The following is a 22183-nucleotide window of genomic DNA, read 5'->3' as shown; positions in this document are numbered from 1 at the left end:
CCCGTGCCTGAAAATCAGCCGGCGAGTATACGCTCGATCGCAGGGCGGTTCAGCCCCTTGAGGCCGATGACGACAAGGCGCGAGCGGCGGTCGTCCTCGGCGGTCCAAGCGCGGTCGTAGTAATGGTTGACGCGCGGGCCGACGGCCTGCAGCAAAAGCCGCATCGGCTTGCCGCCCACCTCGACGAAACCTTTCACCCGCAGCACGTTTTCCTGTTCGGCGGCGTCGGCGACGCGTTTTGCCAGCTCGTCCGGATTGGCGATCGAGGGGATGTCGACAATGAAGGTGTCGAAGTCGTCATGCTCGTGGTCGAATGCGCCGTCGTGATGGGACTTGCGGTTCTCGATGTCGTCCTCGACGGCGAGGCCGAGCCCGAGCAGTACGGAGGGATCGACCTTGCCATGGGACGTCGGCACGATCTTGACAGCCCGGGCGGAGTGTTCGTTGACGATTGCGTTGGCGCGGGCTGAGCCGGCGGCGTCCATCAGGTCACTCTTCGACAGGATGATCAGGTCGGCGCAGGCGATCTGGTCCTCGAACACTTCCTCGACAGGGTCGTCATGGTCGAGGCTGTCATCCCCGGCGCGTTGGGCCTGCAGGGCGTCCATGTCGTTGGCGACTCGGCCTTCGGCCAGTGCGGGGCCGTCGACCACGGCGATCACGCCATCGACGGTCACGCGGCTCTTCACCGTCGGCCACTGGAAGGCCTGGACCAGCGGCTTGGGCAAAGCAAGGCCCGAGGTTTCGATCAGGATATGGTCGACCTTCGGCGTCAGCGACAGGATCCGGTCGAGTGCCGGCACGAAATCGTCGGCCACGGTGCAGCAGATGCAGCCATTGGCCAGTTCGACGATGTTTTCCTCCGGGCAGGTGTCGATGCCGCAACCTTTCAGGATCTCGCCGTCGATGCCGATGTCGCCGAACTCGTTGACGATGATCGCGATGCGCTTGCCGCCGGCGTTTTCGAGGAGATGGCGGACCAGCGTCGTCTTGCCGGCGCCGAGGAAGCCGGTGACGACAGTGCAGGGAACACGGGAGACGGAAGTGGTCATGGTCAGTCTTTCAGCAGGTTGAGGGGAGGGATGCGGGCAACGAGGCCGCGCTTCAGGGAATCAGGGCGGCCGCGCCAAGGGATGAGGCCGTCGCTCGAGGTGGCGAAGAGTTTGGCGCCGGTAACGAGGTCGGCGCCGCTGCCCGTGGTCAGGTCGCCGAACACATAACTCCAGCAGCCGTCGCGCAGGATTGCGGCGCTGAGCCGGCGTTTGCAGTTGCCGAGGCATTCGACCGCGCGGACGCGGACGTGCTCGGATGCCGCGGCGCGGCGTGTGTCCCGTGCCAGGAGTTCGCCGGCGCGGGGATGGGCGTCGGAGCCGGTTTCGTCGCGGCAGGACGCGCAGACGATAACGGTGACGCCGGACAAGGCGTCACCATCGGCGGACGATATATCCGCTGCACCAGCCGAAAAACTGCCGTTGTGGTCCAAAAACCGGGCTCCTTGCCCGGAAACCCGCCGGGCGATCGGATTCTTCTGTCGCAGACGGCAGGTCTCCTGGCTCGCGAGTCGTCGTCTTTGGTTAGCCGCCTTCCCGGGAACTCCCAGTGGCTTTCGGCCTTGGCTCTTCGCTTACAGTTGCGGGGACAGCCGCGGATTTGAGATCGAAATCCCGCACCGCATTCCCTCTTAGCCCCAGCCGTTGCGGGCAGGGGACCGTCTGGAGCGGATTTAGGCTTTTGCAGGCAGCTGTGTCAACGCGCGGCTACGACATGGCGATGTCGACCAGCGCCGGGCCCAGATCGCCGGCCGGCGTCACGTCGATACGTTCAAGGCCAAGCCAGACCTGCATCTGCTTCAATTCCTCGAAGAGCTGGGCGGCGGTTTCAGGCGGCGCTCCGGGCTCGGCATAGGCCGCAGGCACGCGCAGCACGCTTGCCGGTCGGTCGGCTCTCAGGTCGACGCGAGCGACGATCCTGTCGCCAAGCAGGAAGGGCAGGACGTAATAGCCGTACTGGCGTTTTTCGGCCGGAGTGTAGATCTCGATGCGGTAATGGAAATCGAACAGCCGCTCGGTGCGCGAGCGCTCGAAGACGACCGGATCGAACGGTGCCAGCAGGGCGCGCGCTTCGATCTTGCGCGGGAGACGGGTATCTCTATGGAGGTAAGCCGGCTTGTTCCAGCCCTCGACACGCACCGGCAGCAACTCGCCCAATTCGACCAGTTCCTCCAGCCGGCCCTTCATGTCTGCGGGCGACAGGCGGAAATAGTCGCGCAGGTCGCCGGCTGTAGCCACGCCATGGGCGCGGGCGGAAATGCGCAGCAATTCGCGATGCGCGTCCTCGGCAGCGGGCACCGGCAGATCGAGGATCGCTTGCGGCAGCACGCGCTCCGGCAGGTCATAGAAGCGCTCGAAGCCGCGGCGGTGCGCGGTGGTGATGCGGCCGGCCCAGAACAACCATTCGAAGGCGTGCTTGGCGTGGCTCCAGCCCCACCAGCCGCCCGAACCTTTCTGGCCCTCAAGCGCCGAGGCGGCGATCGGGCCGCGATCGGCGACTTCCCGATAGATCTCTTCGATGTAGGCGGCGTGCTCGCGGCCCCATTTGGCGAGGCCCAGATACATTTCGTCGCCTTGCTCGGCGCGCTGCATGCGCCAGCGCATCAACGGGTATGTCTCGACTGGCAGGAACGAGGCTTCATGCGCCCAATATTCGAACACCGTGCGCTTGCGCGTCACGGCGGCATTGTCGAGGAGCGCGAGCGGGTAGGGGCCAAGCCGCGAATAAAGCGGCATATAATGCGCGCGCACCACCGCGCTGACGGAATCGATCTGCAGCAGGCCGGTGCGGGAGAGCACGCGGGCGAAGTGGCGGCGGTCCGGCGTGCCATTTGGGCGGGGGTCGAGAAAGCCCTGAGCGCCGAGCGCGATGCGCCGGGCCATAGCGAGCGAGATTTTTTCCTTCATCGGGAGCCCTTGCCCTGATCGATTTGCGGATTTTAGCCGGTGATTCCGGCATGCTAGCAGGCAAATGGCGGTAGATATGTCAGGAGATAAAAGTGGAGTAGAAAGTGAAGGAAATCAAACAGGAGCGCATCGGACCAGTTTCTTCCGTTATGCCGTCCAGCCCGGCGTTTTGAACAAGGTTTGACTTGCTTCGCTGGAAGTGCTGCGCTAACCCTCGCCGCGTTGCAGCATAGGCCCCTTAAAACGGTTCAGCGGTTAAACTGTCACGCTTCCGCATTAAGGTCCGGTGCTGTAACAAAAGTGGATTGGCGCCAACGGAAAGCCGCTGCATGAACGCACTTCTCAGTTCGTACCTGCCCATCGTCCTGTTTATCGCAGTGGCGGCGGTCGTCGGCATCGCGCTTATCGCGGCGCCGTTTCTGGTGGCCTACCGCAACCCCGATCCTGAAAAGCTTTCCGCCTACGAGTGCGGTTTCAACTCGTTCGACGACGCCCGCATGAAATTCGACATCCGTTTCTACCTGGTGTCGATCCTGTTCATCATCTTCGACCTGGAAGTGGCCTTCTTGTTTCCCTGGGCCGTGTCCTTCTCGAAGATCGGCATGCTCGGCTTCTGGTCGATGATGGTGTTTTTGGCAGTGCTGACCATCGGCTTTGCCTATGAATGGAAAAAAGGAGCGCTGGAATGGGATTGAACGACAGTTCAGGCACCCTCGTCGCGCCGAAGCCCAAGGGCATTATCGATCCCAACACCGGCAGGCCGGTGGGGGAGGACGATCCCTTTTTCCTCGAAATCAACAATGAGCTCGCCGACAAGGGATTTCTGGTCACCTCGACAGAGGCGCTGATCACCTGGGCGCGCAGCGGCTCGCTGATGTTCATGACCTTCGGCCTCGCCTGCTGCGCGGTCGAGATGATCCACACCTCGATGCCGCGCTATGACTCGGAGCGGTTCGGCGTGGCGCCGCGTGCGTCTCCGCGCCAGTCCGACATCATGATCGTCGCCGGCACGCTGACCAACAAGATGGCGCCGGCACTGCGCAAGGTCTACGACCAGATGCCGGAGCCGCGCTACGTCATCTCGATGGGCTCCTGCGCCAATGGCGGCGGCTATTACCACTATTCCTACTCGGTGGTGCGCGGTTGCGACCGCGTCGTGCCGGTCGACATCTATGTGCCCGGCTGCCCGCCGAGCGCCGAAGCACTGCTCTACGGCATTCTTCTCCTGCAGAAGAAAATCCGCCGCACCGGCACGATCGAACGGTAAATCCATGGCCGCATCACTGAGCGAACTGTCGAGCTATCTCGGCGAGAAAATGAGCGGACGGATCTCGGACGCGGTGTTCGCCTATGGCGAACTCACCATTCATGTCGAACCACGCGACCTCGTCGAAGTGATGACTTTCCTGCGTGACAATGCGCACTGCCAGTTCATCTCGATCATCGATATCTGTGGCGCCGACTATCCGTCGCGGGCCAAGCGCTTCGACGTCGTCTATCATCTCCTGTCGCCGAAACAGAATGTGCGCATCCGCGTCAAGGTGCAGGCTGACGAGGAGACGATGGTGCCGTCGATCACCGGCGTCTATCCCGGCGCCGACTGGTTCGAGCGCGAGACCTACGATCTCTATGGTGTGCTGTTTTCGGGCCATCCCGACCTGCGCCGCATCCTCACCGACTATGGCTTTGATGGTCACCCGCTGCGCAAGGATTTCCCGCTGACCGGTTTCGTCGAGCTGCGCTACGACGACGAAGCCAAGCGCGTCATCTACGAGCCGGTCGAGCTCAAGCAGGAATTCCGCAATTTCGATTTTTTGTCTCCTTGGGAAGGCACGGACTACGTGCTGCCTGGAGACGAAAAAGCCAAGACGAATTGAGGCGCCAGAATGGCCGAAACCTCCGTCCGCAATTTTAACATCAACTTTGGGCCCCAGCACCCCGCTGCCCATGGTGTTCTGCGGTTGGTTCTCGAACTCGATGGCGAAGTCATCGACCGCGTCGATCCGCATATCGGTCTACTGCACCGCGGCACCGAGAAGCTGATGGAGCACAAGACCTATCTGCAGGCCGTGCCCTATCTTGATCGGCTCGATTACTGCGCGCCGATGAACCAGGAGCACGCCTTTGCGCTTGCCGTCGAGCGGCTGCTCGGCATCGAAGTGCCGAAGCGAGGCCAGCTGATCCGCGTGCTCTATTGCGAGATCGGCCGCATCATGTCGCACATCCTCAATGTGACGACGCAGGCGCTGGACATTGGTGCGCTGACGCCGCCGCTGTGGGGCTTCGTCGAGCGCGAAAAGCTGATGGTGTTCTATGAGCGCGCCTCCGGCTCGCGCATGCATGCAGCCTATTTCCGCCCGGGCGGCGTGCATCAGGACCTGCCGCAGAATCTGGTCGAGGACATCGGCAAATGGATCGATCCGTTCCTGAAGTCGATCGATGATCTGGATGCGCTGTTGACCGGCAACCGCATTTTCAAGCAGCGCAACGTCGACATCGGCACGGTTTCACTGGCCGACGCCTGGGCCTGGGGCTTTTCGGGCGTGATGGTGCGCGGTTCGGGGGCGGCGTGGGATTTGCGCAAGTCGCAGCCCTACGAATGCTATTCGGAAATGGATTTCGACATCCCGATCGGCAAGAACGGCGACTGTTTCGACCGCTACCTCGTGCGTATGGAAGAGATGCGCCAGTCGGCCCGGATCATGCGCCAGTGCATCGATCTGCTGCTCGGCAAGGAAAGCATCGGTCCGGTGTCGAACCTCGACGGCAAGGTGGTGCCGCCGAAGCGAGCAGCGATGAAGCGTTCGATGGAAGCGCTGATCCATCACTTCAAGCTTTACACCGAAGGTTACCGCGTACCGGCCGGCGAAGTCTACGCGGCCGTCGAGGCGCCGAAGGGCGAGTTCGGCGTCTATCTGGTCTCCGACGGCACCAACAAACCCTATCGCTGCAAGCTGCGCGCCCCCGGCTTCGCGCATCTTCAGGCCATGGATTTCCTGTGCCGCGGCCACATGCTGGCCGACGTCACCGCCGTCCTCGGCTCCCTCGACATCGTGTTTGGTGAGGTCGATCGCTAAATGTCAGTCCGCCGTCTCGCAGAAGCCAGCGTCCAGCCAGCCTCCTTCGCCTTCAACAGGGCGAACGCGGCAGCGGCGAAGCAATGGATCAAGAAGTACCCGAAGGGCCGCGAGCAGTCGGCGATCATCCCACTTCTGATGCTGGCGCAGGAGCAGGAAGGCTGGGTCACCAAGGCGGCGATCGAGACGATTTCGGACATGCTCGGCATGCCCCGTATCCGCGGGCTCGAAGTCGCGACCTTCTACACGCAGTACCAGTTGAACCCAGTCGGCACACGCGCTCACATCCAGGTCTGCGGCACCACGCCTTGCATGCTGCGCGGCTCCGAAGCGCTGATGGATGTGTGCCGCTCGAAAATCCACCACGACCAGTTCCACACCAATGACAAGGGCACCTTGTCATGGGAGGAGGTCGAGTGTCTCGGCGCCTGCGTCAACGCGCCGATGGTGATGATTTTCAAGGATACGTTCGAGGACCTGACGCCCGAACGGCTGGCCGAGATCATCGACCTCTATGATGCGGGCAAGGGGGCTTCGGTGCCGCCGGGACCGCAGAACGGCCGCACAGGCTCCGAACCGGCCTCGGGCCTGACGACGCTGACAAGCGAGAAAGCGATCCTGAAATCGACCCGGGACAGGGAAGCCAGGGCGGCGGCGAAAGCAGCCAAAGCTGCGGCCGTTCCAGCGAGCGCGCCTGTGGCCGTTGTCTCGCAGCCGCCTGCTGCTGCGGCACCGACGGCTCCGGTCGCGCCATCGAAGTCCAGCAAGCCGAAGACCGATGCGCTGGAAACGAGCCCGGCGATGATGACACCGTCGCCGGTCAAGGTCGCGCTGGCCGAGGAGAAGGCGGCAAGCGTCAGACCGCCGCGCCATTCTGCCGCTAACGCCAACCAAGCTGCCCCGGAAGTCGAGGCGGTTTCGAAGCCGCGCAGCGGGCCGAAGCCCAAGTCCGAACCAGCTGGCGCTTTCAAGTCGCCGGAAGCCAAGCAGCCTGTCGCCAAGGCGGCAAAGCCCTCGCTCGAAGACAAGAACCGTCCGGCCGGCATCGAGCGCCCGGCTTCGGTCGACGATCTCAAGCTGATCTCCGGCGTCGGGCCGAAGATCGAGGGCATTCTGCATTCGCTCGGCATCTACACCTTCGCGCAGGTCGCTTCGTGGCAGAAGGCCGAGCGCGAGTGGGTGGACGGCTATCTCTCCTTCCAAGGCCGCATCGACCGGGACGACTGGGTCAAGCAGGCCAAGGCGCTCGCCACGGGCGGTGTCGCCGAATACATCCGCGTCTTCGGCAAGAAGCCGGTCTGAGGGACGAACAATGCTTCAGGACAAAGACCGTATCTTCACCAACATCTACGGCCTCTTCGACAAGTCGCTGGCCGGCGCGATGGCGCGCGGCGCCTGGGACAACACGCCCGGCATCGTCGCCAAGGGACGCGACTGGATCGTCAACGAGATGAAGGCGTCGGGCCTGCGCGGCCGTGGCGGCGCCGGCTTCCCGACGGGCCTCAAATGGTCGTTCATGCCCAAGCAGAGCGACGGCCGTCCGAGCTATCTGGTCATCAATGCCGACGAATCAGAGCCCGGCACCTGCAAGGACCGCGACATCCTGCGCAATGACCCGCACACGCTGGTCGAAGGCGCGTTGCTCGCCGGCTTCGCCATGGGCGCGGTTGCCGCCTACATCTATGTGCGCGGCGAGTTCATCCGCGAGCGCGAGGCACTGCAGCGCGCCATCAACGAGGCCTATGAGGCCAAGCTGATCGGCAAGGGCAATACGTCCGGCTATGATTTCGACGTCTACATGCATCACGGCGCCGGCGCCTATATCTGCGGCGAGGAAACGGCGCTTCTGGAAAGCCTCGAGGGCAAGAAGGGTCAGCCCAGGCTGAAGCCGCCATTCCCGGCCAATGTCGGCCTCTATGGCTGCCCGACCACCGTCAACAATGTCGAATCGATCGCTGTGGCGCCGACCATCCTGCGCCGTGGCGCGGCATGGTTCTCGTCCTTCGGCCGGCCGAACAATGTCGGCACCAAGCTGTTCTGCGTCTCCGGCCACGTCAACAATCCGTGCACCGTCGAAGAGGCGATGTCGATCCCGTTCCGTGAGCTGATCGAAACGCATTGCGGCGGCATTCGCGGCGGCTGGGACAATCTGCTTGCCGTCATTCCGGGCGGCGCCTCGGTGCCGCTGGTGCCGGCCGAGCAGATCATTGACACGCCGATGGATTTCGACGCGCTCCGCGACCTCAAGTCGGGCCTTGGTACGGCGGCCGTCATCGTCATGGACAAGTCGACCGATGTCGTGAAGGCGATCGCCCGGCTGTCCTACTTCTACAAGCATGAGAGCTGCGGCCAGTGCACGCCATGCCGAGAAGGCACCGGCTGGATGTGGCGGGTGATGGAGCGCCTGGTGCGCGGCGAGGCGCAGAAGCGCGAGATCGACATGCTGCTGGATGTCACCAAGCAGGTCGAGGGTCACACGATCTGCGCGCTGGGCGATGCGGCGGCGTGGCCGATCCAGGGTCTGATGCGGCATTTCCGCGGCGAGGTGGAGCGGCGCATCGACGAGTTTTCGCGCAACGCGCACCGGGCCGAACCGGTGATGGTGGCGGCGGAATAGAAGAATTTGCGACTGCGGGGATAACGGGGCGGGGCCGAACGAAGAAACGACCAGGAGAACTCTATGGCGCCGTATTCGACACCCTACTCATTGATGCCCAATTTGGACCAGCTCGAGAAAATGAACCAGGACCTGACCAGGATGATGCCGAAGGAGATGGCCAGCGCCGTCAACCTTCTCGTGCACCCTGTCGCGGGCGCGGCGGCGATGTCGGCGCTTGGCATCGGGTTCGCCAACCACGCGTTCGGCGTCTGGATTGGCGCGCTTTCTGGGGCCGCCGAGGCGTCACAGCGCCTCATGCAGCCGCTGATCGAGGATTTCGAGGCGCGCGTCGATCAATTCGAGGACGCGAACTCGTCCTCCATCAGGGCGCGGGCTACGGCGAAGAGCCTGATTGCCGAGGCGCAGTCCTTCGCGCAGGAAGTCACGGATATCGCCGCCAAGGAGGCCGCCACCACGGCGCCGGTAGCTGATGCCGGTCCGGCAGCGGACGAGGCCGCCGATGTGCTGCTGCCGGAGGATTTCCGCCAGCCCAAGGCAATCGACAAGCCGGCGAAGCCTTCGGATCTGAAGGCGATATCGGGCATTGGCCCGAAGCTGGAGAAGGTGCTGAACGGTCTCGGTATCTGGACGTTCGCCCAGATCGCCGCGTGGTCGCCGCAGGAGATCGCCTGGGTCGACGACTATCTGTCGTTCAACGGCCGCATCGGCCGCGACGAATGGACTGCCCAGGCGGCGGCGCTGGCCGCGAAGACGTGAATGAAATGTCGGGCGCTGCGTCTGTCGCGCCCGGGAAATGAGATTGCGGGAAATCCGCAGGGGTTTGAGACGAATGGCAAAGCTCAAGGTCGACGGGAAAGAAATCACTGTACCCGACCACTACACGCTGCTGCAGGCGGCGGAGGACGCGGGCGCGGAAGTGCCGCGCTTCTGCTTCCATGAGCGGCTGTCGATCGCCGGCAATTGCCGCATGTGCCTGATCGAAGTGAAGGGCGGGCCGCCCAAGCCGCAGGCTTCCTGCGCCATGGGCGTGCGCGACCTGCGCCCCGGCCCCAATGGCGAGCCGCCGGAAATCTTCACCAACACGCCCATGGTCAAGAAGGCCCGGGAAGGCGTGATGGAATTCCTGCTGATCAATCATCCGCTGGATTGCCCGATCTGCGACCAGGGCGGCGAGTGCGACCTGCAGGACCAGGCGATGGCCTTCGGCGTCGATTCCTCGCGCTATCACGAGAACAAGCGCGCGGTCGAAGACAAGTATATCGGCCCGCTGGTCAAGACGGTGATGAACCGCTGCATCCACTGCACGCGCTGTGTCCGCTTCACCACCGAAGTCGCCGGCATTTCCGAACTCGGCCTGATCGGCCGTGGCGAGGACGCCGAGATCACCACCTATCTCGAACAGGCGATGACCTCGGAGCTGCAGGGTAATGTCATTGACCTGTGCCCCGTGGGTGCGCTGACTTCCAAGCCCTTCGCCTTCCAGGCGCGGCCGTGGGAACTGACCAAGACCGAATCCATCGACGTGATGGACGCGGTCGGCTCGGCGATCCGCATCGATAGCCGTGGCCGCGAAGTGATGCGCATCCTGCCGCGCGTCAACGAGCAGGTGAACGAGGAGTGGATCTCCGACAAGACCCGCTTCATCTGGGACGGACTGCGCACGCAGCGCCTCGACCGGCCCTATGTGCGCAAGGACGGCAAGCTGGTTCCGGCAAGCTGGGCCGAAGCGTTCGCCGCGATCAAGGACGCGGTGTCGAAGACATCGCCCGACAAGATCGGCGCCATTGCTGGCGATCTCGCCGCGGTCGAGGAAATCTACGCGCTGAAGCTCTTGATGGCCTCGCTCGGTTCGAAGAATGTCGACTGCCGTCAAGACGGTGCCGCGCTCGATCCGGCGCTCGGACGCGCCAGCTACGTCTTCAACCCGACCATCGAGGGTATCGAGCAGGCCGATGCGGTGCTGATCATCGGCGCCAATCCGCGCTTCGAAGCCTCGGTGCTCAACGCCCGTATCCGCAAGCGCTGGCGGATTGGCGATCTGCCGGTCGGCGTGATCGGCGAGATCGGCGACACGCGCTATGACTACGAACTGCTGGGCGCCGGGCCGGACTCGCTGAAGGATTTGGCCGAGGGCAATGGCAAGTTCTTCCAGACGCTGAAGAAGGCGACGCATCCGCTGATCATCGTCGGCCAGGGCGCGCTGGCGCGCGCCGATGGCGCGGCCGTGCTCGGCCAGGCGGCAAGGCTTGCCGCTGCCGTCAACGCCGCCCGCGCCGACTGGAACGGCTTTGCCGTTCTGCACAACGCGGCCGGACGCGTCGGCGGCCTCGATCTCGGCTTCGTGCCGGGCGAGGGCGGCAAGAACGTCGCCGGCATGCTGGGTGAAACGGACGTGCTGTTCCTGCTCGGTGCCGACGAGATCGACATGGGCAAGACCGGCGGCGCCTTCGTCGTCTATATCGGCACCCATGGCGACGCCGGCGCGCACCGGGCCAATGTCATCCTGCCGGCGGCTGCCTACACGGAAAAGTCCGGCACCTACGTCAACACCGAAGGGCGCGTGCAGCAGACCAACCGCGCCGGCTTCGCGCCGGGCGATGCCCGCGAGGACTGGGCCATTTTGCGGGCGCTGTCGGATGTGCTGGGCAAGAAGCTGCCGTTCGATTCGCTGCCGCAACTGCGCCACAAGCTCTACGGTGAGTACCCGCATCTTGCCCGCATCGATCAGGTCGCGGCCGGCAATGCCGAGGACATCACCAAGGTGGCGAAGCTCGGCGGCCGGCTGAACAAGGGTACGTTCACCTCGCCGGTCAAGGATTTCTACCTGACCAACCCGATCGCGCGGGCGTCTGCCGTGATGGCGGAATGCTCGGCGCTGGCCAAGAGCGGCTTCAAGCAAGCGGCGGAATAAGCATGGACACTTTCTTCTTCCTCTATGTGGCGCCGGCGCTCTGGATTCTGGCCGAGTCGGTGCTCCTCATCGTCGTGCTTCTGATCGGCGTCGCCTACCTGCTCTATGCCGACCGCAAGATCTGGGCGGCGGTGCAACTGCGTCGCGGCCCGAACGTCGTCGGCCCTTGGGGCACGCTGCAGGCCTTCGCCGACCTATTGAAGTTCGTTTTCAAGGAACCGGTGATCCCGTCCGGCGCCAACAAGGGCGTTTTTCTCCTCGCGCCGTTGGTTTCTGCCGTGCTGGCGATCTCGGCCTGGGCGGTCATTCCGGTCAATGAGGGCTGGGCGATCGCTAACATCAATGTCGGCATCCTCTATGTTTTCGCCATCTCCTCGCTCGAGGTCTATGGCGTGATCATGGGCGGCTGGGCGTCGAACTCGAAATATCCTTTCCTCGGCGCGCTGCGTTCGGCAGCGCAGATGGTGTCCTACGAAGTCTCGATCGGCTTCGTCATCGTCACCGTGCTGCTGTGCGTCGGCTCGCTCAACCTGTCCGACATCGTGATGTCGCAACAGGATGGGCTGGGCACCAAGCTCGGCCTGCCTAACACCTTCCTCGACTGGCACTGGCTGTCGCTGCTGCCGATGTTCGTCATCTTCTTCATCTCGGCGTTGGCCGAGACCAACCGCCCGCCCTTCGACCTGGTGGAAGCCGAGTCGGAACTGGTCGCCGGCCATATGGTCGAATATTCGTCGACGCCGTTCCTGCTGTTCTTCCTCGGCGAATATGTCGCCGTCGTGCTGATGTGCGCGCTGGCCACCATCCTGTTCCTCGGCGGCTGGCTGCCGCCGTTCAACTTCGCGCCCTTCACCTGGGTGCCCGGCGTGATCTGGTTCGTGCTGAAGATCTGCTTCATGTTCTTCATGTTCTCCATGGTGAAGGCCTTCGTGCCGCGCTACCGCTATGACCAGTTGATGCGGCTTGGCTGGAAGGTGTTCCTGCCGATCTCGCTGTTCATGGTGGTCGCCACCGCCGCCTTCCTCAAGATCGCGGGGTTTGCGTGATGAGTAATTTGTCTGTCGGCTTTTTGGGAGCAATTGTCGGCCTTCTTATCGCGTTGTTCGAATATCTGGTTCTGCTGCCTCGTATTTTGAAGCAACTAAGTGCGGACGCTGTAAAGCCGATAACATTTGTGTTTCGTGTCGTGACGCCCATCCTATTTGGATGTGCGGGCTATTTCATTGCAATAAACCTGTATGGGAGCGGCCAATGAACGCGCTAGCTCAGGCCGCCAAATCGCTGCTGCTGCAGGATTTCGTCAGCGCCTTCTTCCTGTCGATGCGCCAGTTCTTCGCGCCGAAGGAGACGATCAACTATCCGCACGAGAAGGGGCCGGTGAGCCCGCGTTTTCGTGGCGAGCATGCGCTGCGCCGCTATCCCAACGGCGAGGAACGCTGCATCGCCTGTAAATTGTGCGAGGCGATCTGCCCGGCGCAGGCCATCACCATCGAGGCCGGTCCGCGCCGCAATGACGGCACGCGCCGCACGGTGCGCTACGACATCGACATGGTGAAGTGCATCTATTGCGGCTTCTGCCAGGAAGCCTGCCCGGTCGACGCCATTGTCGAGGGGCCGAATTTCGAATTCGCGACGGAAACGCGCGAAGAGCTCTACTACGACAAGGACAGGCTGTTGGCGAATGGCGACCGGTGGGAGCGCGAACTGGCGCGCAACATCTCGCTGGACGCGCCCTATCGGTGATTGGCGTCCTTCTCCCCGTTTACGGGGAGAAGATGCCGGCAGGCAGATGAGGGGCGGCGCCAAGGTCGCCAATCTTTGCGCTGCCCCTCATCCGGCCCTTCGGGCCACCTTCTCCCCGTAAACGGGGAGAAGGAACAAGAAAGTGGACGGCGCAACGTCGCCCGTCTAAGGAACACGCGAATTCGGACCGGAGTCGGGACGGAGTCGGAATTAGGAACCCCGGGGGAACCCCATGCTGAGTGGACTAGAGGCGGCCTTCTTCTACCTCTTCGCCTTTGTCGCGGTGGCGTCGGCGTTCATGGTCATTTCGTCGCGCAACCCCGTGCATTCGGTGCTGTTCCTGATCCTGACCTTCTTCAACGCCGCCGGCCTCTTCATGCTGACCGGCGCCGAATTCCTGGCCATGATCCTGCTCGTCGTCTATGTCGGCGCGGTCATGGTGCTGTTCCTGTTCGTCGTCATGATGCTTGACGTCGACTTCGCCGAGATGAAGGAAGGCGCCCTGCAATACGCACCGATCGGTGCGCTGGTCGGGCTGATCCTGGCGGCGGAACTGATTGTGGTGCTGGGCGGCTATACATTCGCGCCGCAGCTCGCCACGGCGGTCTCGAAGCCCATTCCGGATCTCGCCGCCCGCTCCAACACGGCAGCTTTGGGCGACATCCTCTACACCGACTACCTCTACTACTTCCAGGTTTCGGGCCTCATCCTGCTGGTCGCCATGATCGGCGCGATCGTGCTGACGCTGCGCCACAAGGAAGGGGTCAAGCGGCAGTCGATCGCAGCCCAGGTCGCCCGCACCGCGGCGACCGGGATGGAAATCCGCAAGGTCAAGTCGGGCGAAGGAGTCTGAGATGGTCGTCGGCATCGCACATTATCTGACCGTATCGGCGATCCTGTTCACGCTCGGCGTGTTCGGCATCTTCCTGAACCGCAAGAACGTCATCGTCATCCTGATGTCGGTCGAGCTGATCCTGCTTGCGGTCAACATCAATTTCGTCGCCTTTTCGGCCGCACTTGGCGATCTGGTCGGCCAGGTGTTCGCGCTGTTCGTGCTGACGGTCGCGGCGGCCGAGGCTGCGATCGGGCTAGCCATTCTCGTCGTCTTCTTCCGCAACCGCGGCTCGATCGCGGTCGAAGACGTGAACATGATGAAGGGTTGACGGGCTATCATGTATCAAGCGATCGTCTTCCTTCCGCTGCTCGGCTTCCTGATCGTCGGCCTGCTCGGCAATTCGCTCGGCGCCAAGGCATCGGAATACATCACCTCGGGCTTCCTGGTGATATCAGCTGTCCTGTCGTGGGTCGCCTTCTTCACCGTCGGCTTCGGCCATGGCGAGGTGTTCACCGTGCCGGTGCTGCGCTGGATCCAGTCCGGCGGACTGGAGGCTTCCTGGGCTCTCCGGATCGACACGCTCACCGTGGTGATGCTGGTGGTGGTCAACACCGTCTCGGCGCTGGTTCACATCTATTCGATCGGCTACATGCATCACGATCCGGACAGGCCGCGCTTCTTCGCCTATCTGTCGCTGTTCACCTTCGCCATGCTGATGCTCGTGACGGCCGACAACCTCGTGCAGATGTTCTTCGGCTGGGAAGGGGTGGGCCTCGCGTCCTATCTGCTGATCGGCTTCTGGTACAAGAAGCCCTCGGCCAATGCCGCGGCCATCAAGGCCTTCGTCGTCAACCGCATCGGCGATTTCGGCTTCGCGCTCGGCATCTTCGGCGTGTTCGTGCTGTTCGGCTCGGTCAATCTCGGCACCATCTTCGCCAATGCGGCAACATTCATTCCGGCTGAAGGCGCGCCGCAGGGCCCCGCCGTGCTGACCTTCCTTGGCCATGCGCTGGACAAGCAGACGGCGATGACCGTCGTCTGCCTGCTGCTCTTCATGGGTGCCATGGGCAAGTCGGCGCAGGTGCCGCTTCACACCTGGCTGCCGGACGCCATGGAAGGCCCGACGCCAGTCTCCGCGCTTATCCATGCCGCCACCATGGTGACGGCCGGCGTGTTCATGCTGGCACGGCTTTCGCCGCTGTTCGAACTGTCGCATTCGGCACTGACGGTGGTGACCTTCATCGGCGCCTTCACTGCCTTCTTCGCGGCGACCGTCGGTCTGGTGCAAAACGATATCAAGCGCGTCATCGCCTATTCGACCTGCTCGCAGCTCGGCTACATGTTCGTGGCGCTGGGCGTCGGCGCCTATGGGGCTGCGATCTTCCATCTGTTCACGCATGCCTTCTTCAAGGCTTTGCTGTTCCTCGGTTCGGGCTCGGTCATCCATGCCGTTTCCGACGAACAGGACATGCGCAAGATGGGCGGCCTGAGAAAGCTGATCCCGACCACCTACTGGATGATGGTGATCGGCACGCTGGCGCTGACCGGTGTCGGCATTCCGGTGACCGTCATCGGTACCGCCGGCTTCTTCTCCAAGGACGCAATCGTCGAAGCGTCCTTCGCCGGCCATAATTCGGTTGCGGGCCTTGCCTTCGTGCTCCTAGTCATCGCCGCCTGCTTCACTTCCTTCTACTCCTGGCGGCTGATCTTCATGACCTTCCACGGCCAGGCGCGGGCGAGCCATGAGGTGATGCACCACGTCCATGAATCGCCGCCAGTCATGCTCGGGCCGCTTTACGTGCTGGCGGCCGGGGCGCTGTTTGCCGGCATCATCTTCCACGGCGCCTTCATCGGCGAGGGCTATGCCGAATTCTGGAAGGCCTCGCTGTTCACGCTCCCGGACAACCACATCCTGCATGAGATCCACGAATTGCCGCTCTGGGTCGAACTGTCGCCCTTCATCGCCATGCTGATCGGCCTGGCGGTGGCGTGGAAGTTTTACATCCGCTCGCCGGAATTGCCCCCGAGCGTCGCCGCCAACCATCGCTTGCTTTACGCCTTCCTGCTCAACAAGTGGTATTTCGACGAACTCTACGACTTCCTATTCGTGCGGCCCGCCAAGCGTCTTGGCCATTTCCTGTGGAAGACCGGCGACGGCACCATCATTGACGGCCTTGGTCCGGACGGCATTTCGGCGCGGGTCGTCGATGTCACCAACCGCGTCGTCAAGCTGCAGACCGGCTATCTCTACCACTATGCCTTCGCCATGCTGATCGGCGTTGCCGCACTCGTCACCTGGATGATGCTCTGATGACCGCCTGGCCAATCCTCTCGCTGGTCACCTTCCTGCCGCTGGTTGGTGTTCTGCTGATCCTGTTCATCAACGATGACAGCGAAAACGCACGCCGCAACATCCGCGCCATCGCGCTGTTGACCACGGCGTTCACGTTCATCGTCTCGCTGTTCATCTGGACGGGCTTCGACAATTCGCAAGCCGGCTTCCAGTTCGTCGAGAAGGCGGCCTGGCTCGACTCCGGAATCTCCTACCATATGGGCGTCGACGGCATTTCCATGCTGTTCGTCATCCTGACGACCTTCCTGATGCCGCTCTGCATCCTGGCGTCGTGGGACGCGATCGAGAAGCGCGTCAAGGCCTACATGATCGCCTTCCTGCTGCTGGAGACGCTGATGATCGGCGTGTTCTGCGCGCTGGATATCGTGCTGTTCTACGTCTTCTTCGAAGCCGGCCTGATCCCGATGTTCATCATCATCGGCGTGTGGGGCGGCAAGCGGCGCGTCTATGCCTCGTTCAAGTTCTTCCTCTATACGCTTGCCGGCTCCGTGCTGATGCTGCTCGCCATCATGGCGATGTTCTACCAGTCCGGCACGACCGACATTCCGACGCTTCTGACGCATAGTTTCCCGGCCAATATGCAGACATGGCTGTGGCTTGCCTTCTTCGCTTCCTTCGCGGTGAAGATGCCGATGTGGCCGGTGCACACCTGGTTGCCGGACGCGCACGTCGAGGCGCCGACGGCCGGCTCGGTGATCCTGGCCGCTATCCTCTTGAAGATGGGCGGGTACGGCTTCCTGCGTTTCTCGCTGCCGATGTTCCCGTTGGCGTCCGAAATGTTCGCGCCGCTGGTGTTCACCCTGTCCGTCGTTGCCATCATCTACACCTCGCTGGTGGCGTTGATGCAGGAGGACATGAAGAAACTGATCGCCTATTCCTCCGTCGCCCATATGGGCTTCGTCACCATGGGCATCTTCGCCATGAATCAGGAAGGCGTGCAGGGCGCGATTTTCCAGATGCTCAGCCACGGCCTCGTCTCCGGCGCCCTGTTCCTGTGCGTCGGTGTCATCTACGACCGCATGCACACGCGTGAGATCGCCGCCTATGGCGGACTGGTCAACAACATGCCGAAATACGCCACTGTGTTCATGGTCTTTACCATGGCCAATGTGGGGCTGCCCGGCACCAGCGGCTTCGTCGGCGAGTTCCTGACCATGCTTGGCGTGTTCCGCGTCAACACCTGGGTGGCCTTCTTCGCCGCCACCGGCGTCATCCTGTCGGCCGCCTATGCACTCTGGCTCTATCGCCGGGTGATCTTCGGCGCGCTAACCAAGGATAGCCTGAAGGGGCTGCTCGATCTGTCGCCGCGCGAGAAGGCAATAATCTACCCGCTGGTCGTGCTGGTCATCTTCTTTGGCGTCTATCCCGCTCCCGTCTTCGACGCGACGGCCCAATCGGTCAAGTCGCTCGTCACCAATGTCACCGCATCCATCGGCGCCGCGCAGACCGCGGCGGCGAATTAACCCAAGGGTTTTGCGAACCATGACGCCGGACCTTCTCTCCAGCCTGTCGCTCTCGACGCCCGAGCTGATCCTTGCCATCGGTGCGCTCGCGCTGCTGATGGTCGGAGCCTATTCCCGTTCCAACACCGCCAATACGGTGACTGGCCTTGGTGTCGCCGTACTGGTCATATCAGGCGCCTGGCTGATCTTTTCGACCGGGCAGGGCAATGCCTATGGCAACGCCTTCGTCCAGGATTCCTTCGCCCGCTTCATGAAGGTGCTGGCCCTGGTCGGCTCTGCGGTGACGCTGATCATGTCGATGCGCTTTGCCAAGGCGGAACGTTTCGACAAGTTCGAATATCCGGTGCTGATCCTGCTGTGTACGCTCGGCATGATGCTGATGATCTCGGCCAACGGCATGATCGGGCTCTATCTCGGCCTCGAACTGCAGTCGCTGGCGATCTACGTGCTGGCGGCGATCAACCGCGACAATCTGCGTTCGACCGAGGCGGGGCTGAAGTATTTCGTCCTTGGCGCGCTGTCGTCCGGCATGCTGCTCTATGGCATCAGCCTGGTCTACGGTTACACCGGCAATACCGGCTTCCACGAGATCGCCACCGCACTCGGCGGCGGCGGGCGTCAGCTTGGCCTCGTTTTGGGCCTGGTCTTCGTGCTGGCCGGCCTTGCCTTCAAGATCTCGGCGGTGCCGTTCCACATGTGGACGCCCGACGTCTATGAGGGCGCGCCGACACCGGTGACCGCCTTCCTGGCGGCCGCCCCGAAGATGGCGGCGATGGCGCTGATCGTGCGCGTCACCATGGGCGCATTCAAGCCGATCGCATCCGACTGGCAGCAGATCATCGTCTTCATCTCGATCGCTTCCATGGCGCTCGGTGCCTTTGCGGCTATCGGCCAAACCAACATCAAGCGGCTGATGGCCTATTCCTCGATCGGCCACATGGGCTACGCGCTGGTCGGCCTTGCCGCCAACAGCCAGGCTGGCGTGCGCGGCGTCGCCATTTACATGCTGATCTACCTGGTGATGACGCTCGGCACCTTCGCCTTCATCCTCGCCATGCGGCGCAAGGAAGGCAATGTCGAGCAGATCAGCGACCTGGCGGGCCTCGCCTCGACCAATCCGATCATGGCGACGATCCTCACCATCCTGATGTTCTCGCTGGCCGGCATTCCGCCGCTCGCGGGCTTCTGGGGGAAGTGGTATGTCTTCCTCGCCGCCATCAATGCCGGCCTCTACGCGCTGGCCATCATCGGCGTTCTGGCCTCGGTGGTGGGCGCCTACTATTATCTGCGCATTATCAAGATCATGTGGTTCGATGAGCCGGTTGGCGGTTTCGTGCCGATGGCCAGCGAATTGCGCCTCGTGCTCGGCGTCTCCGGCGCCTTCGTGCTGTTCTATGTGCTGATCGGCGGGCCGATCGGCACTTATGCCGAAGCCGCCGCCAAGACCTTCTTCTAGCTGGTGAGTAAGTTTGACATTCGCCTCTCGGGACGCACCAAGTGGTGCGCGAATGTCAAATTTGAAAACTCCACTGGAAACTCATATTTGGCTGGAGGTCCTTTGATTCTGACATTCGCTCACTGCGCTGCTGGAACGGGATGCGAATGTTAGAATCGGACCACTAGTATGGCATTTCGGCTGGCTCCAACCTCAGTCTCGGAAGGGTTCCGGCTCGAAGCGCATGACAGCGTCGGCTCCACCAATACGGTGGCGCTCGATCATGCCCGGGCAGGCGACCCGGGCAGATTATGGGTGGTTTCCAAAAAGCAGGAAAGCGGGCGCGGCAGGCGCGGCCGCGCTTGGGTGTCGCCCGAAGGCAATCTGGCGGCGACCTTGCTCGTCATCACCGGTGGTGAGCTCCGCCTTGCCGCGACGCTGGGTTTCGTTGCCGGCCTCTCGCTTGCCGATGCGCTCGACGCGGTGGTGCCCAAGGGCCGCATCGCCATCGGGCTCGATGGCGCGAGCCAGGGACAAAACCGTTTCGAGTTGAAATGGCCAAACGACGTGCTTGCCTCCGGCGCCAAGCTCGCCGGCATCCTGCTGGAATCGGCCGTTCTGGACGGCGGCCGCTTCGCGGTCGCGGTCGGCATCGGCGTCAATGTCGTGGCGCACCCCGAGGACGTACCTTATCCGGCGACATCGCTGCACGCGCTCGGTGCGGCTTGCGACGCGGAAACACTGTTCCTGGCGCTGTCGGATGCGTGGAGCGAGAATGCACGGCTGTGGGATGAAGGGCGCGGCCTTGCCGCCGTCAGGCGGCGTTGGCTGACACGCGCAGCGGGACTTGGCGGTGAGGTTGCTGTCAGAATTGACGGTAATGTGGTGCGTGGCGTGTTCGAGACCATTGACGAGGACTGTCGTTTCGTGATCCGCGACGATGAGGGGACTGTTGTGACGATCGCCGCCGGCGATGTGCATTTCGGCGCGGTCGCATCCGCCCGGGTATAGTGGGCTTGGAAAGGGAAAAATCATGGCGAAAGCGGAAAACGCCGAACTCGTCTTCGTGCCGCTCGGCGGCGTCGGCGAGATCGGCATGAACTTCGCCCTCTACGGCTACGGCCCGCCGAGCGCGCGGGAGTGGATCGTCATCGATGTCGGCGTTACCTTTCCAGACGCCGCGCATCCGGGCGTCGACCTGATCCTGCCCGACACGCGCTTCATCGAGGAGAACCTCGCCAATCTGCGCGGCATCGTTATCACCCACGCGCATGAGGATCACTATGGTGCGCTGCTCGACATCTGGCCGAGGCTGAAGGCGCCGGTATGGATGACGCCGTTCAGCGCCGGGTTGCTGGAAGCCAAGCGGCAAGGCGAGCAGGGCGCGCCGAAGATCCCGCTGACGATCTACCACGCCGGCGAGAAATTCACCGTCGGTCCCTTCCAGATCGAAGCCATTCCGGTCGCGCACTCCATTCCCGAGCCAATGTCGCTGGCGATCACGTCGCCGGCGGGCACCGTCATCCACACCGGCGACTGGAAGATCGACCCGGAGCCGACCATCGGTCCCAAGACCGACGAGGCGCGCTTTCGCGCCTATGGCGACAAGGGCGTGCTGGCGCTGATCTGCGATTCGACCAATGCGCTGCGGGAAGGCGATTCGCCTTCGGAAGTCGCCGTCGGCGAGGGCCTCAAGGGCGTCATCCAGGCCGCCAAGGGCCGCGTCGCCGTCACGACGTTTTCCTCCAATGTCGGCCGCATCGTTTCCATCGCCAGGGCGGCACGCGATGCCGGCCGCCAGTGTCTCGTGCTCGGGCGCTCGCTGAAGCGCGTCATCGACGTGGCCGACGAGCTCGGCTACATGGACGGCCTGCCGGAGTTCATCGCCGAGGAGGATTTCGGCTTCATCCCGCGCGAAAACCTGGTGATCATCTGCACCGGCAGCCAGGGCGAACCGCTGGCAGCGCTTGCAAAACTGTCGCGTGACGAGATGAAATCGGTGTCGCTGACGGCGGGCGACACGGTGGTGTTTTCGTCGCGTACCATTCCCGGCAACGAGAAGGCGATCCTCGAGATCAAGAACCGCCTCATCGATCTTGGCATCAAGATCATCGAGGACGGCGACGCGCTAGTGCATGTCTCCGGCCATCCCCGCCGCAGCGAATTGCGCAAGATGTACGAGTGGGTGCGCCCGCAGATCGGCGTCCCCGTCCATGGCGAGGCGGCGCACCTGGTGGCGCAGGGCTCGCTGATGTCGACCTCCGGTATCGGCCAGGTGGCGCAGGTGCGCGACGGCGACATGCTGAGGCTCGCGCCGGGACCCGCCACCATCATCGACCAGGTGCCGTTCGGCCGTATCTACAAGGACGGCAATCTGATCGGCTCGGATCAGGCGATGGGTATCCGCGACCGGCGCAAATTGTCCTTTGCCGGCCATGTCGCGGTCAATGTCGTGCTCGACGAGAAATATGAGCTGGCCGGCGATCCCGACCTTGTCGCCATCGGCGTCGCCGAGGCCGATGCCAGCGGCGAAACGCTGGAGGACCTGATGATCGACGCCGCCGTCGGCGCGGTCGATTCGATTCCTCGCCAGCGCCGAAAGGACCTCGACCTCGTGCAAGAGGCGGTGCGGCGCGCGGTGCGTGGCGCGGCCAACGAAGCCTGGGGCAAGAAGCCGCTGGTGACGGTTTTCGTCACCAGGTGACGAACAAGGGAGTAGGGGAGTAGGGCGATAAGGCAGTAGGGTAGGAGCCGAGAGTAGATCGGATGCTCCTCGTGGACTGTCTTCC

20 protein-coding genes and 1 riboswitch are annotated in these 22183 nt (G+C 63.0%); of the genes, 17 read left to right on the top strand and 3 right to left on the bottom strand.

The window, feature by feature from the left end; all coding sequences use genetic code 11:
* Positions 1 to 14 precede the first annotated feature (14 nt).
* The 3 genes from cobW to FJW03_RS11415 all read right to left on the bottom strand — a co-directional run bounded on the left by cobW (position 15) and on the right by FJW03_RS11415 (position 2957).
* The gene (cobW, locus tag FJW03_RS11425) at positions 15 to 1052 is read right to left on the bottom strand and encodes a cobalamin biosynthesis protein CobW (protein WP_140766022.1); all 1038 of its coding nucleotides are present in this window, start codon (positions 1050 to 1052) and stop codon (positions 15 to 17) included.
* A gap of 2 nt (positions 1053 to 1054) precedes the next feature.
* Positions 1055 to 1483, bottom strand: coding sequence for a DUF1636 family protein (locus tag FJW03_RS11420; RefSeq protein WP_140766023.1), 429 nt, complete (start codon positions 1481 to 1483; stop codon positions 1055 to 1057).
* Positions 1484 to 1521: 38 nt separating this feature from the next.
* Positions 1522 to 1728: riboswitch (cobalamin riboswitch) on the bottom strand.
* A gap of 29 nt (positions 1729 to 1757) precedes the next feature.
* Positions 1758 to 2957, bottom strand: coding sequence for a winged helix-turn-helix domain-containing protein (locus FJW03_RS11415; RefSeq protein ID WP_226890632.1), 1200 nt, complete (start codon positions 2955 to 2957; stop codon positions 1758 to 1760).
* Positions 2958 to 3286: 329 nt separating this feature from the next.
* On the opposite strand from FJW03_RS11415, the gene FJW03_RS11410 reads away from it, so the two are divergent.
* From FJW03_RS11410 to FJW03_RS11330, 17 genes are all read left to right on the top strand, one after another.
* Positions 3287 to 3652, top strand: coding sequence for an NADH-quinone oxidoreductase subunit A (locus FJW03_RS11410; RefSeq protein ID WP_140610469.1), 366 nt, complete (start codon positions 3287 to 3289; stop codon positions 3650 to 3652).
* Positions 3643 to 4224, top strand: a complete 582-nt coding sequence (locus FJW03_RS11405; RefSeq protein ID WP_015317338.1) for a NuoB/complex I 20 kDa subunit family protein — start codon at positions 3643 to 3645, stop codon at positions 4222 to 4224. Before FJW03_RS11410 ends, FJW03_RS11405 begins: the two co-directional genes overlap by 10 nt.
* Before the next feature lie 4 nt (positions 4225 to 4228).
* Complete coding sequence (locus FJW03_RS11400) at positions 4229 to 4834, top strand: NADH-quinone oxidoreductase subunit C (protein ID WP_140610471.1); 606 nt, start codon at positions 4229 to 4231, stop codon at positions 4832 to 4834.
* 9 nt (positions 4835 to 4843) lie between these two features.
* The gene (locus FJW03_RS11395) at positions 4844 to 6034 is read left to right on the top strand and encodes an NADH-quinone oxidoreductase subunit D (protein WP_140767072.1); all 1191 of its coding nucleotides are present in this window, start codon (positions 4844 to 4846) and stop codon (positions 6032 to 6034) included.
* Entirely contained in the window at positions 6035 to 7336 is a 1302-nt protein-coding gene (locus tag FJW03_RS11390) for an NADH-quinone oxidoreductase subunit E (RefSeq protein ID WP_140767071.1), read from the top strand.
* A 10-nt stretch (positions 7337 to 7346) separates the two neighbouring features.
* Positions 7347 to 8651: an NADH-quinone oxidoreductase subunit NuoF gene (gene nuoF, locus FJW03_RS11385; protein ID WP_140767070.1), complete on the top strand. Its 1305-nt coding sequence runs from the start codon at positions 7347 to 7349 to the stop codon at positions 8649 to 8651.
* Positions 8652 to 8714: 63 nt separating this feature from the next.
* A complete protein-coding gene (locus tag FJW03_RS11380; RefSeq protein WP_140610475.1) occupies positions 8715 to 9410 on the top strand; it encodes an NADH-ubiquinone dehydrogenase in 696 nt (231 codons plus the stop codon).
* A gap of 73 nt (positions 9411 to 9483) precedes the next feature.
* Complete coding sequence (nuoG, locus tag FJW03_RS11375) at positions 9484 to 11565, top strand: NADH-quinone oxidoreductase subunit NuoG (protein ID WP_140767069.1); 2082 nt, start codon at positions 9484 to 9486, stop codon at positions 11563 to 11565.
* A 2-nt stretch (positions 11566 to 11567) separates the two neighbouring features.
* Positions 11568 to 12611 carry an NADH-quinone oxidoreductase subunit NuoH gene (gene nuoH, locus FJW03_RS11370; RefSeq protein ID WP_140610477.1) on the top strand — a complete coding sequence of 348 codons (1044 nt, stop codon included), beginning with the start codon at positions 11568 to 11570 and terminating at the stop codon, positions 12609 to 12611.
* Positions 12612 to 12816: 205 nt separating this feature from the next.
* Entirely contained in the window at positions 12817 to 13308 is a 492-nt protein-coding gene (gene nuoI / locus FJW03_RS11365; protein ID WP_140610478.1) for an NADH-quinone oxidoreductase subunit NuoI, read from the top strand.
* Positions 13309 to 13540: 232 nt separating this feature from the next.
* Positions 13541 to 14161, top strand: a complete 621-nt coding sequence (locus FJW03_RS11360; protein WP_140610479.1) for an NADH-quinone oxidoreductase subunit J — start codon at positions 13541 to 13543, stop codon at positions 14159 to 14161.
* Between the two features lies 1 nt (position 14162).
* Positions 14163 to 14471, top strand: a complete 309-nt coding sequence (gene nuoK / locus FJW03_RS11355; protein ID WP_019858930.1) for an NADH-quinone oxidoreductase subunit NuoK — start codon at positions 14163 to 14165, stop codon at positions 14469 to 14471.
* Positions 14472 to 14480: 9 nt separating this feature from the next.
* Positions 14481 to 16454 carry an NADH-quinone oxidoreductase subunit L gene (gene nuoL / locus FJW03_RS11350; RefSeq protein ID WP_140767068.1) on the top strand — a complete coding sequence of 658 codons (1974 nt, stop codon included), beginning with the start codon at positions 14481 to 14483 and terminating at the stop codon, positions 16452 to 16454.
* Entirely contained in the window at positions 16454 to 17959 is a 1506-nt protein-coding gene (locus FJW03_RS11345; RefSeq protein ID WP_140610481.1) for an NADH-quinone oxidoreductase subunit M, read from the top strand. Before nuoL ends, FJW03_RS11345 begins: the two co-directional genes overlap by 1 nt.
* A 19-nt stretch (positions 17960 to 17978) precedes the next feature.
* Positions 17979 to 19415: an NADH-quinone oxidoreductase subunit NuoN gene (gene nuoN, locus FJW03_RS11340; protein WP_140610482.1), complete on the top strand. Its 1437-nt coding sequence runs from the start codon at positions 17979 to 17981 to the stop codon at positions 19413 to 19415.
* A gap of 168 nt (positions 19416 to 19583) precedes the next feature.
* Positions 19584 to 20405, top strand: coding sequence for a biotin--[acetyl-CoA-carboxylase] ligase (locus FJW03_RS11335; RefSeq protein ID WP_140767067.1), 822 nt, complete (start codon positions 19584 to 19586; stop codon positions 20403 to 20405).
* A 22-nt stretch (positions 20406 to 20427) separates the two neighbouring features.
* On the top strand, positions 20428 to 22098 hold the full coding sequence (locus FJW03_RS11330; RefSeq protein WP_140767066.1) for a ribonuclease J: 1671 nt from the start codon (positions 20428 to 20430) through the stop codon (positions 22096 to 22098).
* Positions 22099 to 22183 lie beyond the last annotated feature (85 nt).

It is taken from the genome of Mesorhizobium sp. B4-1-4, from assembly GCF_006439395.2.
Classification (GTDB): Bacteria; Pseudomonadota; Alphaproteobacteria; order Rhizobiales; family Rhizobiaceae; genus Mesorhizobium.
This window is presented reverse-complemented; position numbering and strand designations above follow the sequence as displayed.